Raw genomic sequence first — 17,273 nt, 5'->3', positions numbered from 1 at the left:
TCAGGTGTTTCGGGGCGGGCGCGGCCGGCGCTCCGCGCGACGCGGCGAACGATCCCGGGCTCCCGCCGTAGGGGCGCGTAGGGGCTGAGCCCGGCCCTGTTCTCTCTTCTAGTCTGCTCGGCCGGGAACGCTTCTGATCGAGGGACAGGGGAACCGGCGTGGCAACGGTACTCATCACCGGGTGCAGCAGCGGGATAGGTCTGGAGACGGCGCTGGCCTTCGCCCGGCGCGGGGACCGTACGTACGCCTCGATGCGGAACGTCGCGAAGGCGACCCGGCTCCGCGAGCGGGCCGAGGCCGAGGGTCTCGACCTTCGGATCATCACCCTGGATGTCACCGACGACGCCTCGACGACGGCCGCCGTACGCGAGGTGGAGAGCGCGCACGGAGCCGTCGACGTCCTCGTCAACAACGCCGGTGTCAATCACGTGGGCGCCGTCGAGACCACACCTTTCGACGAGGCGCGGGCCGTGATGGAGACGAACTTCTGGGGTGCGCTGCGGACCGCGCGGGCCGTCCTGCCCGCCATGCGACGACAGGGCGGTGGGGTCGTCGTCAACGTCAGCTCGCTCGCGGGGCGCACCTGGTCGGTGCCGTACGGCGGCTTCTACGCGGCCGGCAAGTCGGGACTCGGAGCCGTCAGCGAAGCCCTCGCGGGTGAGGTGGGACGGTTCGGGATCCGTGTCGTGTGCCTGGAGCCCGGCAGCTTCGCGACGGACGTCCACACGAACGCGCTCGCGCGTGAGGTGGCGCAGGACGGTCCGTACGGCGCCGACGAGGCGTGGCTGAGGCGGTTCATGCTCGGCACGGCCGAGGGGGCCGCCGACGCGAGTGTGGTCGCGGAAGCCGTCGTCGCCGCGGCCGAGGATCCCGCCACACCACTGCACTCGCCGGTCGGCGAGGGTGCGGAGGCGGCGATCGAGATGGTGACCAAGGTCGCCTTCGACGACTGGCTCCCCCAGTTCGTCGCGTACGCGCAGACCCTGGCGGGCCCCCGTCCCACCCCGGAGAACGGTCGCTGAGCCGGGCGGCGGCGCGACGGCTCAGGCGGCGGTGCGCTCCTCGGCCCGGCGACGGCGCAGATGGGCCTGTCCGACGGCCGGGGGGGCGTAGGCCATGTCCAGCGTGCCCACGTCGGTGCCGGGGGCCACGACGGCGTCGATCCGGTCGAGGATCTCGTCGCTCAGGCCGATGTCGGCGCCCGCGACGAGGTCGTCCAGGTGGTCCATCGTGCGCGGGCCGATGATCGCCGAGGTCACGCCGGGGTGGGCGATCGCGAAGGCCGTCGCCAGGTGCGTCAGCGACATCCCGGCCTCCCGGGCGACGGGGATGAGCTGTTCGACGGCGTCGAGCCGGCGCTCGTCGCTCAGGTGCTTGAAGCCGAAACCGGCCCGGTGGGTGTCGTTCCGCTGCCCCTTGCGGTAGCGGCCCGTGAGCAGTCCTCCCGCCAGCGGGCTGTAGACCAGGGCGCCCATGCCGTAGCGCTCGCAGACCGGCAGCACCTCGCGCTCGACGCCGCGGTTGAGGATCGAGTACGTCGGCTGCTCCGTACGGAAGCGCTCCAGGCCGCGCCGCTCGGCGACCCACTGCGCCTCGACGATGTCCGAAGCGGGGAAGGAGGAGGTGCCGATGGCCCGGACCTTGCCCGCGCGCATCATGTCGGTGAGGGCCGAGAGGGTCTCCTCCACGTCGGTGTCCGGCGCGGGCCGGTGGATCTGGAACAGGTCGACGTGATCGGTGCCCAGCCGGCGCAGTGAGTCGTCCAGCGCCCGTGTGAGCCAGCGGCGTGAGTTGCCCTGCTGATTGGGGTCCTCCCCCATGGGGAGGTGCGCCTTGGTGGCGAGCACGACGTCGTCCCGGCGGCCCTTGAGCGCCTTGCCGACGATTTCCTCGGACTCGCCGCGCGAGTAGGCGTCGGCGGTGTCGACGAAGTTGATGCCCGCGTCCAGCGCCTTGTGGATGATGCGGACGGAGTCCTCGTGGTCGGGGTTGCCCAGGGCGCCGAACATCATCGCGCCCAGGCAGTAGGGGCTGACCTTGATGCCGGTGCGGCCCAGTGTGCGGTACTTCATGTCGCTCCTACGGAGATGGTGATGCCCGCCGCGGCGCGATGCGCCGACGGAAACGGAACAGTGTTCCAGAACGACAATACGGAACGCTGCTCCGTTTAGCAACGAGGGCTGTCCGCGTGTCCGTGAACGACGGCTGCGAACCGGCGTTGTCAGTGGTCACCAGTAAGTTCTTCGGTGTTCCGCCGTTCTGGCGAGGAACTCCCCCCTGATGCAAAGGAGATGGTGCGGTGTCACATTGGGAGAGGTCGAGCACGGCGCGGGTGGTACCACCCGCGCGGCCACGCAAGCTCGCCAAGGTGCCGTTCGTCGAGCTGGCCGACGGTCGTCTGCAAGGTGTGGTGTCCAGTGGCTCGGACATCGCGCGGGTCTACGTCTCGTCGGTCGCGGCCGTCACGTACGCCTACGCCTGCAGCACCAACAACAACCGGCCCTGCGGCGGCGCGCGCGGCGGGTTCTGCAATCACATCCGGACCCTCGTCCAGGAGGCGGTGCTCCAGTACGGCGCCGAGCGCGTCGCCCGCTACCTGCGGGTCGAGACCGCCGAGGGCGAGCCGACCGCGCACACCCTCACCGCCGGTATGACGGACACCCGTCCGCCGCAGGGTGACACCACCGCCGCCGCGACCGTCTTCAGCCGGTTCCTGCGCCACCTCGCCTATCTGGAACTCGCCCCGACCACCACGCCGTTGCCGGAGATGCAGTGGTTCCCGCCGACCAGGGCGGTGGCGTGATGCGTGCCGACCTGCTCACCGAGACCGTCGACGGGCTCGACGAAGCCCTGGCGGCCGTCGACTCCTTCGATGAGGCTCTCGTCGTGGGCCTGCTCCGCCCCCACGCCGTGCGGGACACCGGCCTGACGGAACTCGCCGGCGCCGTCGCGGGGACGCCGCTGGCCGCCGTGGTCACCGAGGCTGCGGACAAGGCGGTGGCCGGCGCCGCGAGCGAGGACCACCTCGTCGCGCTCGCCGCCGCCCGCACCGCCCTCTTCGGCTCCGTCCACGACGCGCTGACGGCCCGCGTCGAGGAGGCGATCGGCCGGCCCCGCGCCCAGGAGAGCATCGCCGCGCCGGTCGGACGGCCGGCGGGGAACCTGCTCACGGCCGCCCGATCCTGGCTGTCCGATCTGGCGCGCTGCGGCTGGCAGGGCATCGATCACGACGTGGTCGCGGGGGCGGCTCCCGTCGTGTCCGCGATGCTGCCGGACCCGGCGCTGCGCCGCCTGGCGACGCTGCTCGACGGTTTCGCCGCCGAACTCGCCGCGTCCTGCCCGGGTTCGGCCCTGGGCCGGGTTCCCGTACGCCGCTGGGCGGACCTGTGGTCGCGGGCGATGGTGCTGACCGTGCCCGGCGCGGCCGACGTACCCGTGACCGGTACGGCCACCGGTCGCCTCCTGCCCCTGGGCGTCGACGTGCAGGAACACGCCACCGCCGTACAGGCCCAGGTGCACGGCGTGTTCGAGCCCGCGGACGGCGCCGCGCCGCGTCTGGTACGTGCCGGCGTCTCGGTGCCGAAGCCCGACACGGTCGTCGGAGCCGGCCTCTGGCAGCTCCTTCGCCCGCACATGTCGCTGCTGACCGCCGTGAGCGAAGCCCGCTCGATGGACCTCACCGACATGCCGGTCACCGCCGAGGGCGACCTGATCTGGAACGACGCGCAGGCACGTACGGGCGGGCCCGCCGACGCCCTCGCCACCGCGCGCGTCGCCATGTCCACCGCCACGGCTTTCCCGGCCGCTCCCCTGGACCGGCATCCCTCGCGCATCGCCGTGCCCGTATTCCTGGAGGGCTACGGCGCTCAAAAGGACGACGGGGGGCTGTCGTTCACCGTCGCGGGACACCGGCTGGCCGTCGACACCGACCGTATACCGACCGCAGGACCGCTCACCCCCGAGGCCGTCGCCGCGTCGAGGGCCTGTGTCGGCCTGCTTCGCTGGGACGCCGGGGCGTTCACCGTCCAGCCGCTCGCCGTGGAGACCACCGTGCGGAAGAAGCCCGTCGCGGTCCACGCCGGGGCCTGGGCCGGCGGCACGACCGACAAGGCCGGCGCCAAGGCGGAGAAGGCGGCCACCGACGCGGCGGCGGTGCTGCGCGAGCGCGCGGGAAGGCTGTTGCGGAAATGACCGGAGAGAACCCTGAGGTGAGTTCGCACGACAGCCGCCGCCAGGTCCTTTACTGGCGACTTCTCGCCCGGCTCTTCGACCCCGAGGAGCAGGCGGCGCTGGAATCGGCGAGCCTCGCCGTCGTCGAGGACATCGGCCTGCCGCCCGCGCTGCTGGACCCGAAGGTCTCCGTGGACTCGACGGTGCAGCGACACCCCGAGCTGGCGGCCGAGTTGGACGGTCTGATGGTGCCCGATCCGGAGTCCACCACCGGGTCGGACGGTGACAGTGCCGACGAACGTGACCGGGCCGCCGAGGTTCGGCGCGCGGCGCTGGTGTCGAAGGTGCTGCTCAACGTCTTCGCCTCCGGCTCCGGCACGGTCACCGCCGGGCAGCTCTCGCAGTGGCAGTCCGACGCGGGCTGGCTGGAGCGCGCACTGGGCTGCGAGCCCGGTGCCCTGCGCGGAGGGCGCCCCGCGGGAGGCGCGGGCCCGGAGCTGGGCGCCATCGAAGCCGATCTGGTCAGGCGGATGCATCTGCGCGAGGTACTGGCCGACCCCGCGCTCGCCTCGCGGCTCACCCCGAGCATGTCGCTGATCGAGCAACTGCTGCGCGACAAGGGCAACTTGTCCGGAGTGGCACTGGCCAACGCGAAATCCCTGATCAGGCGCTTCGTGGACGAGGTCGCCGAGGTGCTGCGCACGCAGGTGGAGAAGTCCACGGTCGGCGCCCTGGATCGCTCCGTGCCGCCCAAGCGGGTGTTCCGCAACCTCGATCTCGACCGCACCATCTGGAAGAACCTCACCAACTGGAGCCCCGAGGAGGAACGGCTCTATGTCGACCGCCTCTACTACCGGCACACCGCGCGCAAGACGACACCGCAGCGACTGATCGTCGTCGTGGACCAGTCGGGCTCCATGGTCGACTCGATGGTCAACTGCACCATCCTGGCCTCCATTTTCGCCGGACTGCCGAAGGTGGACGTGCATCTGATCGCTTACGACACCCGCGCGATCGATCTGACTCCGTGGGTCGACGACCCGTTCGAGACGCTGCTGCGCACCAACCTCGGGGGCGGCAACGACGGTCCCGTGGCGATGGCGATGGCCCGCCCGAAGATCACCGAGCCTCGCAGCACGGTGATGGTGTGGATTTCGGACTTCTACGAATTCGACCGCTCCCAGCCGCTGTTCGAGGGCATCGAGGCGGTCCACCGCTCCGGGGTGAAGTTCATCCCGGTCGGCTCGGTCACCAGTTCCGGCCGCCAGGAGGTCAACCCCTGGTTCCGCGAGCGCTTCAAGGCGCTCGGGACGCCGGTCGTCTCCGGCCATATCCGGGGACTCGTGCACGAACTCAAGACATTTCTCACTTAGACGGCACCCGAAAGACTTAGAAAGCAGAAAGGCACGAATATGTCTGACCTGTTGCGCGCCCCCGCCGAGATCAAGTACGCCGAGGAGCTGGACTGGCTGGAGTCGGTCGACGACGGTCCCAAGCCGTTCTCCTGGCGTCTGTCACCGAAGATGGTCCGGCTGTTCATCCTGGGGTCCGAGCGCTCCGACGGTCTCGACCGCGAGATTCCGCAGAAGTGGTTCGGCGACCGCAGCCTGGTCGAGCGCTCCGTCGTGACCCTGGCGTCCGACCGCGGCCTGCTGCTGATCGGTGACCCCGGAACGGGGAAGAGCTGGCTGGCCGAGCTGCTGTCCGCCGCGATCTGCCGCAGCTCCACCCTGGTGGTGCAGGGCACCGCCGGCACCACCGAGGACCACATCAAGTATTCGTGGAACGTGTCCATGGTGATCGCCAAGGGCCAGTCGCGTGAGTCGATGATCCCCTCCCCGATCATGACGGCGATGGAGACCGGCGCGATCGGCCGGTTCGAGGAGCTGACCCGCTCCACCAGCGACGTCCAGGACGCCCTGATCTCGATCCTGTCGGAGAAGTACATCTCGGTCCCGGAGCTGGACAGCGACGGCATCGTCTTCGCCAAGCCCGGATTCTCGGTCATCGCCACCGCCAACAGCCGCGACCGGGGCGTCAACGACCTGTCCTCCGCGCTCAAGCGCCGGTTCAACTTCGTCCGTATCCCGGTGGTGACGAACAGGAAGAGCGAGGCGGAGATCGTCCGCTTCCGTACCGAGGAACTGCTGCGCAGGCACCGGATCGAGCTGGACGTGCCGCCCACGCTGCTGGACGTCCTCCTCCAGAGCTTCGCCGATCTGCGCGCCTCCGCCGCGGCGGCGGGCAGCGACGACGAGAAGCTGGAGTCGGCGCTGTCGAGCGCCGAGCAGATCGGCGTACTGGAGGACGCGATCCTGCACAGCAACTTCTTCGGCGAGCGCGAGCTGACCGCTCGCGCCCTCGCCTCCTCGCTCGTCGGCTCGCTGGCGCGGCGCGAACCCGAGGACCTGGCGATTCTCAACAAGTACCTGCACGGTGTGGTCGAGCCGCGCAGCAAGGACAAGGGCGGGGCCTGGCCCGAGTTCCTGGAGGGCGGCCGGGACGCGATCGCCACCCTGTCATGAGCGCCGTGCCCAAGGAGGCGGCCTTCGACGCACTGCGTACGCAGTTGAGCGAGGCCGCCGCGACGCTGGCCGACGGGCCCGAGGCGCTGGAGGGCATCCTCCTCGGCATCGTGGACGACGTCGACCGCGCGGTCCGCGAACCGCTGGAGATCTTCCCCGTCTGCCACCACTCGCCCGCCTCGGCGATCGCCATGGCGCGGCGGCTGCGGGAGAAGCGGCCGAAGGTCGTCTATCTGGAGCTGTGCGAGGACATGGCGCCGCTCCTGTCCGAGCTGCGCAACTGCCGGCTCCCGGTGGCGGTTCAGGCATTCGCGAGCGAGGTCGACGGCTTCCCGGCCGACTGGGCGCCGCTGTCGGTCGTCGCACCGATCACCGAGGCGTCGGCCGAGTACCAGGCGATCGCCTACGCGCTGGACACACCGGGCGTGGAGCTGGTCCTCGTGGACCGCTCGTCGGACCACGTGTTCCAGTGGCAGACGGACGGGACGGACTCGGCGGACGCCACCGAGACCGCCGACCCGGAGGCGCCGCCCGCCGAGGAGGAGGCGGGTCTGCACGGCGACGCCGTCGGCGTGGAGATCGGCGATCTGCGCCCGCGCTTCGCCGAGTTGGAGGAGCACCTGCTGCGCCACGGCCGGGTGCGGCACTGGTCGGAGTGGTGGCACCAGTACGTCGAGCTGCCGCTCGGCGACAGCGACCACGACACCTACCGGCAGGTCATGCTGCTGATCGGCAGCCTCTTCCGCCGGCTGGCGCCCGGCGACGCGCGGCGGGTGCGCGTGGACGAGGACCGCGAGCGCTACATGTGGACGAGGATGCGCGAGCATCTCGCCGCCTCCGGGACCGACGCCGCGGACTGTCTCTACGTCTGCGGTGCGTTCCACGCGGCCAGCAGGGTCGAGGAGTTCGGCGTCCACGGCGCCGCGACCTTCGAGATCGGCCCGCCCAGCGCGAGCGTGTGGCAGCACGGTCTGATTCCCTCCAGCCACGCGGCGATCGAGGCCCAGTTCGGTCTCACCGCGGGCTCCGTGTCCATCGCCGCGACCCAGTGGACGAAGAACCTGCGGCGCACCAAGGTCCAGCCGTTCCGGCTCGTGGGACAGGCGGGCGCGAAGAAGGCGACGAAACCGGGAAAGGCCGCGGTCCCGGCCCTCCCCGAGGCGGACGGCACCCCCTCGGACCAGCTGTCCGGTTTCCTGCGACGCCCGCCCGTGCTCGACCGGCTGGACGAGGCCGAACTGCTCGGCTGGTCGGTGGAGATCGTGCGCGCCGCGCGCCGTAACGGCTATCTCGCCTCGACCGCCGACGCCATCGCCGTGTTCGAGACGTCGATCCTGCTGGCCGGAATGCGCGACCGGGCAAGGCCCACGCCGTACGACTTCCAGGACGCGGCGATCACCTGTATCGAGAAGGACACCGTGCCGGGCCGGCGCGACGTGCGCCGCATCGTCGAGATCATGATGGGCGGCGACCGGATCGGACAGGTCGGGTACGACGCGCTGCCGCCGCTCGCGCGCGATGTGCACGACCGGCTCGCGCCGCTCGGTCTGAAGCTCGAACAGCGCGGTGTGCAGAGGGCGTTGCTGGACATGGCGGCCAGTCCGGAACTGGAGCGGTGCTCCGACGTGCTGTGGATGCTGCGTCATCTGCTGCCGTACGGCGCGGCGCGGGCGATCATGGGCGAACGGGCGCTCGGCGAGCGGCCCATCCAGGAGTCGTGGGACCTGGCGCTGGGCACCCATCAGCGGGCGCTGATCGAGCTGGGTTACGAGGGCGTCAGCATCGAGCAGGTCCTGGAGCAGCGTCTGCGGCGCCGTGCGTACGATCCGCAGGCGACCACGGCGGATGTCCTTGAGGCCGTCGAGAACGCGACGCTGTATCTGGGCAGCCGCCGCCTCGCCGACGAACTGGGCACGCGCGCCCTGGAGGTCCTGGCGACCGAGCGCAGCGTCGACGGCGCGCCGGAGGTGCTGCGCCGGGTGCGCCGGCTGCTCGCGTACTACCGGACGAGTGAACCGGTGCTGCCGCCGTGGATCGAGTCCTTCGTCAAGACCGGTTACGCGCACTACTGCACCTTGCTGCCGACGGCGTTCACCGACGAGGACGCGCGGGTCCGGCAGGTGGCCGCGATGCTGGGCTTCCTGTTCAGCATGGAGTCTCTGGCGGTGTCGCTGGGCTGCGACCGGACCCAACTGGAGCTGGCGTTCGCGCAGTCGCATCCGCGCGAGCCCGCCAAGGTGGCGCTGCTGTGGGCGGCTCAGGTCCAGCTCGGACAGCTCTCGCGCGCCGACCTTCGGGCGCGCTGCGACGAGTTGCTGGGCAATCCCCTGGTGGTGCCCGCCTATCCCCGCCATCTCAGCGGATTCCTGCACGCGCTGGAGCCGGTACCGCAGTTGGCGGACTTCGTCGTGGAGGCGGTGTCCAACGCGTTCGCACGGCTGCCGGATCACGTACTGCTGCCGTGGCTGCCGAAGCTGATCACCACGTTGCGGTCCGACGGCGCCGACCTGGCGCCGCTGCTGATCCGTGAGGCGGGCCGGATCTTCCCCGGCCGGCTCGACGCGCTGGACGCGTGGACACCGCCCTGGCGGGAAGGACCGGACACCGCGGTGCCTCGATCCGCCCGCGCGACCGGAGCCGGAGGGAGCGCCGGTGCCGCGCTGCTCTCCGCGCACCCCGCGACGTGCGACGCGCTCGCGGGTCTGCTCGGCTGCGAGGGATCGTGGCAGACGGCGGATCCCGCCCCGTCGGGCGCCCTGCTCGCCGCCCGCCACCCGGAGACGGCCGCGGCGTTGGAGGTGCTGCTGGCCGGTACATGACGCGAACCGGTCGGCCCCTGCCAGGAGTTGTCCCGGTCGGGCGGTTCAGCCGAAGGCGGCGGCGTTCTCCGTGGCCCATTGCCGGAACGTCCTGGCCGGGGCGCCGATGATGCGGGGTGCGGTGTCGTGCACCGCGAGCAGTTCGTCGTTGATGTCGCCGCCCGTCACGTCGAGCACCGCGTCCGCGGATTCGTCGTCCAGGAAGGCGGCCATCGTGCGGTGGGCCTCCGCCCTGCTGATGCCGGCGAGCGGGACGTCCCGCCCCAGCACCGTCGCGATGGTCGCCACCTGCTGCCGGGCCGTGATCCGCTCCGGCCCGGTCAGCGCGTAGGTGTGTCCCCGGTGGCCGTGTTCGGTCAGCGCCACCCGCGCCACGGACGCGATGTCCGCGGGGTGGATCGTGGGGAGGCCGACGTCCGCGTACGGCACGCGCACCGTCTCCCGCTCGCGGATGGTCGCCGCCCACCACAGGGCGTTCGAGGCGAACTGGGTGGGACGCAGGATCGTCCACGTCATGCCGCTGTCCTTGAGGAGTCGCTCGACGGTCAGGTTCTCCTCTGCCGGGCCGAGGTGCGGATGGGTCCGGACGGTGATGGACGACACCAGCACCGCATGCTCCACACCCGCCGAGCGGGCGGCCCGGATGATCTCGGCGTCCGGGCCGATACGCGAGACGAGGAACAGCGAGCGCACGCCGTCCAGCGCGCTCTTCAGCGACGCCGGCCGGGCGAGGTCGCCCTCCACCGCTTCGGTCCCCGCCGGGAACGCCGCCGACGAGGTGTCCCGGGTGAGAGCCCGCAACGGTCCGGCACCGGACTCCTGGAGCTCCCGCACGAGAGTGCTCCCTATGTTTCCGGTGGCCCCGGTCACGAGGATCATGAGTTGTTCTCTCCTGTCGTGGAGCGGCGGTGCGACGGTCGCGCGCGAGATCCGACGCTAGGACCTCAACCGGACTTCAGGTCAAGAAGCCCCTGCGGCGCCTCGAACCGGGCTTCGGCGACTCGTGGCGCGGAGCGTCACGGCGGCGCAGATCAGCGCCAGTGCGGTGCCGGCCAGAGCGAGGGAACCCGAGGCGTCCTTCACCGCCAGCAGGAGGGAGAGGGAGAGCGTCCCGTAGGAGAGCCGGCCGAGAAGGGCGGCACCGAAGGTGCTCGCGGCATGCGGGGTCCGCAGGACAGCGGCGTACGACGACATTCGGAGTGGTTCCTCGAAAAAGGCGGCGCGGGTTCGGGCGCCGAGCCGTACAGGGACGCCGAAGGACCGCGACTCGGGCTGCCGTCGCGGTCTTTACGAGGTCCTACGCACGGAAGAGGAACACACGGTGAGGCTAACAGGGCGAACAGCGCCGGGGCCGGGGGGGGGGGGGCGGGGGGCGGGGGCCCCCCCCCCCCCCCCCCCCCCCCCCCGGCCCCGACCGTGCTCCGATCGTCAGGCGTTGGGGTCGAACGGGATGCCGGCCGGCTTGGCCTTCTCCAGGTGACCGTTGAAGTTGCCGTCCTTGAGGCCGAAGACGGCGCTGCCGAAGTTGGCCTGGCTCAGCTTGTCGCGCAGACCCGCCGGGTATCCGTTCCAGCCGACCAGCCGCGGGAACTGCCATCCGCCGTGGTGGTTCTCCGGCGGCTCGTCGTTGTTGTTCGCGGCGCGGAAGGCGTGCGTCCCGATTCCGTCCTTGTGGTAGACGACCTTGGGGTGCGTCCCGTCCCACCGGATCTGGTCACGGGAGTGGATGTCGAAGTTGCCGTGGGCGGAGGTGGAGACGTACTGGGCCTGGTCGTTCTGCACCCACACCACCACGTGCTCCCAGTCGTGACGGTGCCCGCCGAGCGAACTGCCCACCACGGCCTGGTCCTTCTCGAAGTAGAGGCCGTACACGATCGCGCACCAGCCGTTGTTGCACTTGGACCGCGAGTATCCGTTGGTGTTGTCGAGGTCCCAGGAGTCGCGGCACTGGCCGTTGAGGGCGCCGCTGGGGTTGAGACCCGGATTGACGGTTCCGTCCGGGCCGATGGCCGGGGTGGGGTAGCAGCCGTCGGTGTCGTAGTCGTACGCCGGCTGGAACGTCTGCTCCAGCCCGTCCGCGTTGGCGGGCAGGGCGCCGGGGGGATCGGCGAGAGCACTGCCGGGGAATGCGATGACCAGCGCGAGGGCGCTGCCAAGGGTGAACGAGACCTTGCGGATGCGCGAGCTTTTCTTCACTGCGTCCTCCTGATCGACCGCGGCGTGGGGGCACCGGTCATTTTGACATGCTCGGATCATCTTCTGGGGTCGTTGTTGACGTACCGAGCGTCGACAGGTGTCGGCGTGGTGAAAGATCAACCAATAGAAGGGGCAGGCGACTTGGGGACCGGGCCGATCATGCCGCCCGATCCGCGCCCCGGGCCCCGGCGTGCTCCGAAGACCGGTTCCCGGCGTGGCCCGCGGCCTGCCCCCTGCCCTGGTCGGGGAAGACTCCCCCGAATAGGTGGGCCGGCGCGCCGGCCGGTCCGGGCCGGAGCGAACAGCCATGTCGATGTTGACTTCGAGCGCACTCCAATCCCTAGCTTCGATTCATGACCACTCAACAGCACAAGATCGGTACCGATTCGGAACCAGAACCACCACGGACGAGGTTCTGCGGGGCATCGACCTCTCCGGCCGGCTCGCGGTCGTCACCGGTGGCTACTCGGGCCTCGGCCTGGAGACCACTCGCGCGCTCGCGGGCGCCGGGGCGCGCGTGGTCGTTCCCGCGCGTCGGCGATCCACCGCTCAGGCGGCGGTCGACGGGATCGACGGTGTGGAGGTGGACGAGCTGGATCTGACGGATCTCGACAGCGTCAGGTCCTTCGCCGAACGGTTCCTCGCCTCGGGCCGCGACATCGATCTGATGATCGGCAACGCCGGGATCATGGCGTCCCCGGAGACGCGTGTCGGCCCCGGCTGGGAGGCGCAGTTCACCACCAATCACCTCGGCCACTTCGCGCTTGTGAACCGGCTCTGGCCGGCGATCGAGCGCGGCGGCGCGCGTCGTCTCGGTCTCCTCCAACGGGCACCAGCTCTCGGCGATGCGCTGGGACGACGTGCAGTTCGAGCGCGGCTACGACAAGTGGCAGGCGTACGGCCAGGCCAAGACGGCCAACGCGTTGTTCGCGGTCCGACTGGACGCGCTGGGACGGGACTCCGGGGTGCGGGCGTTCTCGGTGCACCCCGGCACGATCGCCACGTCGCTGGGACGCCACATGTCCGAGACGGAGCTGGACGACCTGACGAAGTCGATCGACTCGAGCCCGACGAACAGCGGCTGGAAGACCCCTGAAGAGGGCGCCGCGACACAGGTGTGGGCGGCGACCTCTCCAAGGCTGGCGGACGCGGGCGGGGTGTACTGCGAGGACTGCGACATCGCCGAGCCCGCCGCGCCGGACACGGTCCTGGGCAGCGGTGTGAGCGCGTGGGCGACCGATCCCGAAGAGGCCGCGCGGCTCTGGCGGTTGTCGGCGGAGCTGACCGGGGTGGACGCTTTCGCGGCGACACCCTGAGTCGGGGCCGGGCCACTCCGACGGTCACCGCGAACACCACAGACCTTCCCGACCACCGCGACGACCACAGACCGCCCCGCCCCGCCGCGGCAACCCCCCGGCAACGCGCTCAGCCCTTCAGCGCCTCCGCGACCGACTCCGCGAGCGGCGTCGTCGGCCGGCCCGCGAGCCGGGACAGGTCACCCGTCCTACCGACCAGCAGCCCACGCTCGATGGCCCTGTCCACGTCCACGAGGATCGCGGCCATCGGCTCGGGCACGCCGGCGCCCGTGAGGATGCCCAGCATCGTCTCGCCGGGGACGTTGTTGTAGGCGATCGTCCGCCCGGTCCGCCGCGACAGCTCCGCCGCGTACTCGTCGAAGGACCACGCCGTGTCGCCGCACAGCTCGTACGCCTTGTTCAGATGCCCCTCGCCGGTCACGACCGCCGCTGCCGCCGCCGCGTAGTCCGCGCGGCTCGCGCTCGCGACACGTCCGTCGCCCGCGGCGGCGACGACGGCGCCGTGCTCCAGTACCGGGGCCAGGTTCTCGGTGTAGTTCTCGGTGTACCAGCCGTTGCGCAGGAAGGTGTACGGCAGCCCGGACTCAAGGATCAGCCGCTCGGTGACCTTGTGCTCGGCGGCCAGCTCGAAGTCGGCGTCGGGTCCGCCCAGTACGCCGGTGTACGCGAGTTGGGCCACGCCCGCCGCCCGCGCGGCGTCGACGACGGCGGTGTGCTGCGGTACGCGCCGGCCCGCCTCGCTGCCGGAGACGAACAGGACGCGGTCACCCGCCCGGAAGACGTCCGTCAGTGACTCGGGGCTGTCGTAGTCGCCGGTCCGCACCTCGACGCCGAGCGCCGCCAGGGGCGCGGCCTTCGCCCTGTCCCGCGCGACGGCGGCGATCTCGCCGGCCGGTACCTCGGCGGCCAGCAGGGATTCGATGGTGAGACGGCCGAGGTGTCCGGTCGCTCCGGTGACGACGATGCTCATGAGGCGCCTATCTGACTAGTGCGGTTTGAGGCGATTGGCCCGTTTCGTAACGGACTGGATCTACGATATGTGCCGCACTAACTGAAAGGAAGTACCCACCTTGAAGTAAGGTACCGGAATGGACGAAAGCGCAGCCAGGCCCGACGTCAACCGGCGGATGTGTCCCTCCCGGCTGGTGCTGGAACATGTCACCAGCCGTTGGGGGGTGCTGGTGCTCGCCGCGCTGCTGGAGCGCTCGTACCGGTTCAGCGAACTGCGCCGCGAGGTCGACGGCGTCAGCGAGAAGATGCTCGCCCAGACCCTTCAGACATTGGAGCGGGACGGCTTCGTCCACCGCGACGCCAAGCCCGTGATCCCGCCGCGCGTGGACTACTCACTGACCGAGCTGGGCCGCGAGGCGGCGGAGCAGGTGTGGGGACTGGCGCGCTGGACGGAACGACGGCTGGACGCGGTGTTCGCCGCCCGCGAGGCGTACGACGAGGCACGCGCACCGGTACCGCCCGCCGCGACTGCCTGACGGGCCCCGCACACCCACCCTCTTCACTGTCGCGAACTGCAACGCACCGCCGCGCCGTTGAGCGCCTCCCCGCCGGACACCGCGTACGTTCCGTCGCGTTTTCTCCCGGCACCTCACACCTTTTGATGAATCATTAGAAAGTTCCAGAGATTCGTACCGAACCTCTGGACAGTCCCCACGCGTCGCTCTAATGTCTCGGCCCACCGGGACATGTGTTTCGTCGCGGTAACACCGCAGCCGATCGGCGTTCACCCGAACGCCCCTCACCCCACGAGTCTTTCCACGTCTCTCCCCCCATGGCCGGGCCACCGCCCGTCACGAGGCGCTGCGCGATCGCCGTCACCGCGGTCGTCGCACACGCACCGTGCAGCACCCCCGTCGAAACACGGGAAACCGGCCGGGTCACCGACTCTGCCGTGACCGCAGCTGAAGGGAAGCGACATGAAGATCCGTACGTTCATCGCCACGGCCTCGCTGGTGGCATCCGGGAGCCTGGTGGCCTTCTCCGGTTCGGCCCAGGCGGCTCTCTACACCACCTGTGTCGGTGACGGCGGGGCTGTGACCGTCAGCAACGACCTGGTCGTACCTGCCGGGAAGTCATGCACCCTCACCGGCACAAGAGTCAAGGGCTCGGTGACCGTCGAGGCCGGCGCCGACCTCGTGGCGGCGGGCGCCACCTTCAACGGCGCGGTCACCGTCGAGGAGAACGCCTATCTCGACCTCACCGACACCACGGTCAAGGGCACGCTGACCACCGACTCCGCGTTCGGCACGCACCTGGAGAAGAGCAACCTCAAGGCCGTCAACACCACCGAGGGGTTCATCTACGCGGTCGACTCGACGCTCGGCGGGAACGTCAGCACCACGGCCGGTGAGCTCTACGTCTCCGGCAGCACCCTCAACGGCTCGCTGACCGGTGCCGACAACCAGTACAGCGACGTGTACGACTCCACCGTCAAGGGCGCGCTCACCGTCGACGGGAACGCCCTCGGCGGCGTGTTCTGCGCCAGCGAGGTGTACGGCGCCGCCACGTACTCGGGCAACGCCGACAACCTCCAGATCGGCGGCGAGGGAGTGCTCGGCTCCTGCGCCGGCGCCTCGTACTTCGGCGGCAACCTGTCGGTCACCGACAACACCGCCAACGCCGTGCTCGACAACACGATCGTGCGCGGCGGGCTCACCGCGACCGGCAACAACCCCGTCCTGGTCGTGGGCGAGTTGACCCGTATCCGTGGCGCCGTCACCGGCGAGACCGCCGCCGCCGGCTCTTCCAGCTCCGCCAGGAAGGCCGCGCCGCAGGACCGCGGCGCCGACCTCGCCGAGCGGGCCGCCGAGCGCGCCGCCGAGGCGCGGTCCGACGCCCATGAGGCGGGCAAGTCCCGCCTCTGATCCCGAAAGGCGCCCGCGACAGCGCCCGTAGCGGCGCCTGTCCCGGCGTGTGTCGCGGCTGACGCGGCGACACCGGCAGGTGACGGCGGCCGCCCCCGCCGCCGTACCTCCGCACTTCCACATCTCCGCATCTCGCATCTCCGTATCGCCGGGCGGCTCCCCTCCCGCCGGCAGCGGCCCACCCCCGCCGTAGTGGCGCGCACCGCCGAGCAGCGACTCGGCCGCGCGCGCCCCGGTCCTACCCTCTTCTCCTCATTCCCCAGGAGTGACCGTGAGCCATATTCGCAAGTCGTTTGATCGCAGAGACTTCCTGCGCGCCACCGCCGGCACCACCGTGGCCCTCGCCGCTGCCTCCGTCACCGGGGCCGCCGCGACCTCCGCCGCAGCCGCGGCGCCGGCCAGTCTGTCCATCCCGAAGGACCGCATCGGCATCCAGCTCTACAGCATCCGCGACAAGGTCAGCGCCCTCGGATTCGGCGTCGTCCTGCCCGAGTTGGCGCGGATCGGCTACAAGGAGATCGAGTTCGCCGGCTACACCCAGAACACCTCCATCCTGGGCCGGCAGATCACCCTCCCGGAGATCCGCAAGCTGCTCGACGACAACGGCCTGCGCGCGGTCGGCAGCCACGTCGGCATCGGCAACTTCCGCTCGAACCTCCAGGGCGAGCTGGACGCCGCGCAGATCCTCGGCATGCCCCACGTGGGTACGGCCAACGCGCCGACGAACGTCAACACCGTCGCGGGCTACCGCGCCGCCGCCGACGAGTTCAACGTCTGGGGCGCCGCGGCGACCGCGCGCGGTCTGAAGCTCTACCAGCACAACCACGCGGGCGAGTTCGCGTTCGCCACCGACCAGCCGTCGGTCCGGCTGTACGACGTGTTCCTCAAGAACACCGACCCGCGCCACGTCTATCTGGAGCTGGACATCTACTGGGCGTACGTGGGCCAGTACCGCTACCCCGGATTCGACCCGGCGGCGTACGTGCGCAACCAGCCGTACCGCTACCCGCTGTTCCACATGAAGGACGGCGACGCCAACTCGGCGAACGCCAACGGCTTCGACATCGTCGAGTTCGGTGCCGGCGACCTCCCGTACGAGAAGTTCGTGCGCGACATCGGTCCGCGCGCCTCGCACGTCGGCATCTGGGAGCAGGACACCGCGCCCAACACCCAGCCCAATCCGCCGGGTTCGCTCGGCGCGGCGGAGCGCAGCTTCACGGCGCTCAAGGGACTCCTCGGCTGAGAGGGCTTCCCCCCGGAAGACGGTCGGGGGCCGCCCCCCCCCGGGGGCGCCCCCCCCGCACACCCCCCCCTAACGAACACGGACGAGGAGAAGCAAAACCCATCCCCCCACCCCAAGAACCAAGAAAA

14 protein-coding genes and 1 pseudogene are annotated in these 17,273 nt (G+C 70.6%); 10 read left to right on the top strand and 5 right to left on the bottom strand.

The genetic code is table 11. The features are described from left to right. Positions 1–158 precede the first annotated feature (158 nt). Entirely contained in the window at positions 159–1,022 is an 864-nt protein-coding gene (locus ACFWHU_RS33130) for an SDR family oxidoreductase (protein ID WP_385801515.1), read from the top strand. 21 nt (positions 1,023–1,043) lie between these two features. On the opposite strand, the gene ACFWHU_RS33125 is transcribed toward ACFWHU_RS33130, so the two are convergent. Further along, on the bottom strand, positions 1,044–2,072 hold the full coding sequence (locus ACFWHU_RS33125; protein WP_387229507.1) for an aldo/keto reductase: 1,029 nt from the start codon (positions 2,070–2,072) through the stop codon (positions 1,044–1,046). A 227-nt stretch (positions 2,073–2,299) separates the two neighbouring features. Here ACFWHU_RS33125 and ACFWHU_RS33120 point away from each other — a divergent pair, with 227 nt between their 5' ends. The 5 genes from ACFWHU_RS33120 to ACFWHU_RS33100 are packed head-to-tail and all read left to right on the top strand — an operon-like array spanning position 2,300 to position 9,514. Then, positions 2,300–2,803, top strand: coding sequence for a hypothetical protein (locus ACFWHU_RS33120; protein ID WP_385801511.1), 504 nt, complete (start codon positions 2,300–2,302; stop codon positions 2,801–2,803). Then, a complete protein-coding gene (locus tag ACFWHU_RS33115; RefSeq protein WP_387229504.1) occupies positions 2,773–4,191 on the top strand; it encodes a hypothetical protein in 1,419 nt (472 codons plus the stop codon). Before ACFWHU_RS33120 ends, ACFWHU_RS33115 begins: the two co-directional genes overlap by 31 nt. Next, positions 4,188–5,543, top strand: a complete 1,356-nt coding sequence (locus ACFWHU_RS33110) for a VWA domain-containing protein (RefSeq protein WP_387229501.1) — start codon at positions 4,188–4,190, stop codon at positions 5,541–5,543. Before ACFWHU_RS33115 ends, ACFWHU_RS33110 begins: the two co-directional genes overlap by 4 nt. 39 nt (positions 5,544–5,582) lie before the next feature. After that, positions 5,583–6,695 carry an AAA family ATPase gene (locus ACFWHU_RS33105; protein WP_385801505.1) on the top strand — a complete coding sequence of 371 codons (1,113 nt, stop codon included), beginning with the start codon at positions 5,583–5,585 and terminating at the stop codon, positions 6,693–6,695. Beyond that, the gene (locus tag ACFWHU_RS33100; RefSeq protein WP_387229495.1) at positions 6,692–9,514 is read left to right on the top strand and encodes a hypothetical protein; all 2,823 of its coding nucleotides are present in this window, start codon (positions 6,692–6,694) and stop codon (positions 9,512–9,514) included. Before ACFWHU_RS33105 ends, ACFWHU_RS33100 begins: the two co-directional genes overlap by 4 nt. A gap of 45 nt (positions 9,515–9,559) precedes the next feature. On the opposite strand, the gene ACFWHU_RS33095 is transcribed toward ACFWHU_RS33100, so the two are convergent. From ACFWHU_RS33095 to ACFWHU_RS33085, 3 genes are all read right to left on the bottom strand, one after another. Then, positions 9,560–10,393 carry an SDR family oxidoreductase gene (locus ACFWHU_RS33095; RefSeq protein ID WP_385801501.1) on the bottom strand — a complete coding sequence of 278 codons (834 nt, stop codon included), beginning with the start codon at positions 10,391–10,393 and terminating at the stop codon, positions 9,560–9,562. Between the two features lie 81 nt (positions 10,394–10,474). Then, entirely contained in the window at positions 10,475–10,708 is a 234-nt protein-coding gene (locus ACFWHU_RS33090) for a hypothetical protein (protein WP_387229492.1), read from the bottom strand. A 234-nt stretch (positions 10,709–10,942) separates the two neighbouring features. Beyond that, on the bottom strand, positions 10,943–11,710 hold the full coding sequence (locus ACFWHU_RS33085) for an NPP1 family protein (protein WP_387229489.1): 768 nt from the start codon (positions 11,708–11,710) through the stop codon (positions 10,943–10,945). A 353-nt stretch (positions 11,711–12,063) separates the two neighbouring features. Between ACFWHU_RS33085 and ACFWHU_RS33080 the strand changes: the two are divergent. Then, positions 12,064–13,026 (top strand): annotated as a pseudogene (locus ACFWHU_RS33080) (SDR family NAD(P)-dependent oxidoreductase). A 109-nt stretch (positions 13,027–13,135) separates the two neighbouring features. On the opposite strand, the gene ACFWHU_RS33075 reads toward ACFWHU_RS33080, so the two are convergent. After that, the gene (locus tag ACFWHU_RS33075; protein ID WP_387229486.1) at positions 13,136–13,996 is read right to left on the bottom strand and encodes an SDR family oxidoreductase; all 861 of its coding nucleotides are present in this window, start codon (positions 13,994–13,996) and stop codon (positions 13,136–13,138) included. Positions 13,997–14,114: 118 nt separating this feature from the next. Between ACFWHU_RS33075 and ACFWHU_RS33070 the strand changes: the two genes are divergently transcribed. The 3 genes from ACFWHU_RS33070 (at position 14,115) to ACFWHU_RS33060 (ending at position 17,145) form a co-directional block, all read left to right on the top strand. Further along, a complete protein-coding gene (locus ACFWHU_RS33070) occupies positions 14,115–14,513 on the top strand; it encodes a winged helix-turn-helix transcriptional regulator (protein ID WP_385802268.1) in 399 nt (132 codons plus the stop codon). Between the two features lie 441 nt (positions 14,514–14,954). After that, positions 14,955–15,902 carry a hypothetical protein gene (locus ACFWHU_RS33065; RefSeq protein ID WP_385802266.1) on the top strand — a complete coding sequence of 316 codons (948 nt, stop codon included), beginning with the start codon at positions 14,955–14,957 and terminating at the stop codon, positions 15,900–15,902. A gap of 271 nt (positions 15,903–16,173) precedes the next feature. After that, complete coding sequence (locus tag ACFWHU_RS33060) at positions 16,174–17,145, top strand: sugar phosphate isomerase/epimerase family protein (RefSeq protein WP_385802264.1); 972 nt, start codon at positions 16,174–16,176, stop codon at positions 17,143–17,145. Positions 17,146–17,273: the final 128 nt, after the last annotated feature.

It is taken from the genome of Streptomyces sp. NPDC060366, assembly GCF_042725135.1.
Taxonomy (GTDB): Bacteria; Actinomycetota; Actinomycetes; order Streptomycetales; family Streptomycetaceae; genus Streptomyces.
This window is presented reverse-complemented; position numbering and strand designations above follow the sequence as displayed.

Coding starts and splice junctions, on each gene's coding strand:
- ACFWHU_RS33125 (WP_387229507.1), bottom strand. CDS start 2,072: ATGAAGTACCGCACACTGGGCCGCACCGGCATCAAGGTCAGCCCCTAC.
- ACFWHU_RS33110 (WP_387229501.1), top strand. CDS start 4,188: ATGACCGGAGAGAACCCTGAGGTGAGTTCGCACGACAGCCGCCGCCAG.
- ACFWHU_RS33105 (WP_385801505.1), top strand. CDS start 5,583: ATGTCTGACCTGTTGCGCGCCCCCGCCGAGATCAAGTACGCCGAGGAG.
- ACFWHU_RS33100 (WP_387229495.1), top strand. CDS start 6,692: ATGAGCGCCGTGCCCAAGGAGGCGGCCTTCGACGCACTGCGTACGCAG.
- ACFWHU_RS33095 (WP_385801501.1), bottom strand. CDS start 10,393: ATGATCCTCGTGACCGGGGCCACCGGAAACATAGGGAGCACTCTCGTG.
- ACFWHU_RS33090 (WP_387229492.1), bottom strand. CDS start 10,708: ATGTCGTCGTACGCCGCTGTCCTGCGGACCCCGCATGCCGCGAGCACC.
- ACFWHU_RS33075 (WP_387229486.1), bottom strand. CDS start 13,996: ATGAGCATCGTCGTCACCGGAGCGACCGGACACCTCGGCCGTCTCACC.
- ACFWHU_RS33070 (WP_385802268.1), top strand. CDS start 14,115: ATGGACGAAAGCGCAGCCAGGCCCGACGTCAACCGGCGGATGTGTCCC.
- ACFWHU_RS33065 (WP_385802266.1), top strand. CDS start 14,955: ATGAAGATCCGTACGTTCATCGCCACGGCCTCGCTGGTGGCATCCGGG.